Origin of the sequence: Leptotrichia sp. OH3620_COT-345, from assembly GCF_003932895.1 — a bacterium.
Taxonomy (GTDB): domain Bacteria; phylum Fusobacteriota; class Fusobacteriia; order Fusobacteriales; family Leptotrichiaceae; genus Pseudoleptotrichia.
This window is the reverse complement of record NZ_RQYW01000052.1, coordinates 1-1,579: the sequence shown is the minus strand read 5'-3', so window position 1 is coordinate 1,579 and position 1,579 is coordinate 1. Positions and strand designations below refer to the sequence as shown.

The 1,579-nt window shown below is 37.8% G+C and carries 2 protein-coding genes; both read right to left on the bottom strand.

Features of this window, described 5'->3' with window-relative positions:
• Positions 1 to 1,053, bottom strand: a 1,053-nt coding sequence (locus tag EII29_RS11210) for a tape measure protein (protein ID WP_148096429.1), incomplete at its 3' end; no start/stop codon positions are given.
• Complete coding sequence (locus tag EII29_RS11205; RefSeq protein WP_199726081.1) at positions 1,053 to 1,382, bottom strand: hypothetical protein; 330 nt, start codon at positions 1,380 to 1,382, stop codon at positions 1,053 to 1,055. The genes EII29_RS11210 and EII29_RS11205, both read right to left, overlap by 1 nt.
• Positions 1,383 to 1,579 lie beyond the last annotated feature (197 nt).

Genomic DNA, 1,579 nt, shown 5'->3' with positions numbered 1-1,579 from the left:
GTCCCACGCGTCCCCAATAGTTTTGATTCCACCGCCCGAACCTTTAGCCATTTTTTCCATAGCCTTGTTGAGCATATCCATCGAAACAGCGCCTTTTGAAACAGCGTCATTAAAAGAACCGTATTGCTGTAATGAGGGGTTCATTTTCATAACAGTGTCTTTTAAAGAAGAACCAAGAGCTGTGTTGTTATCGGTTAATTGTCCAATATTTTCAGCCGTAACTTTACCAGCTGCCGACATTTGACCGTAAGACTGAACTACACCTTTAAGGTTTTCGCCAGTACCACCAAATGCTTGGTTAGCTTTTACTAATGCTTCTGTTTTACTGACCGCTTTTTTAGCGCTATCGCCTAAACCAATGAACGTTGTTGAAAGTTTTAAAGTATCTTCGGTATTTGCATTTGTATCTTTAGCAAGATTCTGCATAGATTTGCTTACATAGTCAAAGTCTTTTCCATTGCCTTTGAACTTCATTGTATTTTGCAATGAAATCATGGCTTTTTGAGTATCCATTGCGTTAGATACCCAGTCTTTTAAGCCGTTACCGACAGCACTAACAGCACTTGCACCGATTTGTCTGAATGCACCAACAGCAATCTCTCTAAGACCGCTAAAGCGTGACTTCATGCCCTCAATTCCGCTATTAACGCCTTTAGTATCCATTTTAGCGTCAATGTTCCAAGAGCCTGAACTAATAGCACCCTCGACTTGCTTAATTTCGCCCTCTAGCCTATTAGCTTGTGTTTCTACTGTACCTAAATCTCTAGTAAGTTGTAGCCATTTCTTTTGACCTGCTGACGTCCCTTTGTCAACCGTAGAAAGTTCTTCTTTTAATTTTGTTGCTTTGTCACGTGATAAGCCCAACTGCGTTTGTAAGTTCTTCTGCAATTGCGCCATTTTCCCGGTATTTGTGGGGTCAAGTTTTAGAGCTTCACGTAAGTTTTTAGCTTCTCCTCTAAGCCCTGACATTGCGGTATTAACGCCTTTAAGTGAGTTCTCGAATTTCGTTGTATTACCGTATATCTCGACCTCAAATGTTGCATTACTTGCCATTACATACCCTTTCTTTTACGCCTTTTCTCTTTTTCTTTTTCCTCTTTCTTTTTCTCTGCAATAAGTTCGATTATTTTATAAACAAGTTCTAGTTCCATTTCCATGAACTGTGTTATATCAATTTCATTATTGCCCAAAACAGTCAAAAGTTCTAAAGTTTTATTTTCCCTTACAGTATCTTTCTTTTTCTTAATCAATGAACTAGAAGAAAAGAAGACTGTATCGTCTTCCGTTTCCTCTTTTTCTTTAATAAAAACAGTTTTACAGAAGATATTGATTAACTCGTTAGTTGTAGGAAGCTCTGTTTTATCATCTAAGGCGTTTTGCATTCCTCCGTTACAATCTACCCAAAGTATCAATAACTTGTCTGTAAAGCTCTCCATTTGCTCTGTAAAGTCATCAGGAATATATCCAGCGACAAAAGAATTTTGTAGGTCTGCAAAGTCTTTTAAATCTGTAATAAAGTCTGAACCAGTTAGTTCTAAGTATCTAATTGCTTAGAACTAACTGGTTCAGACTTTATTAC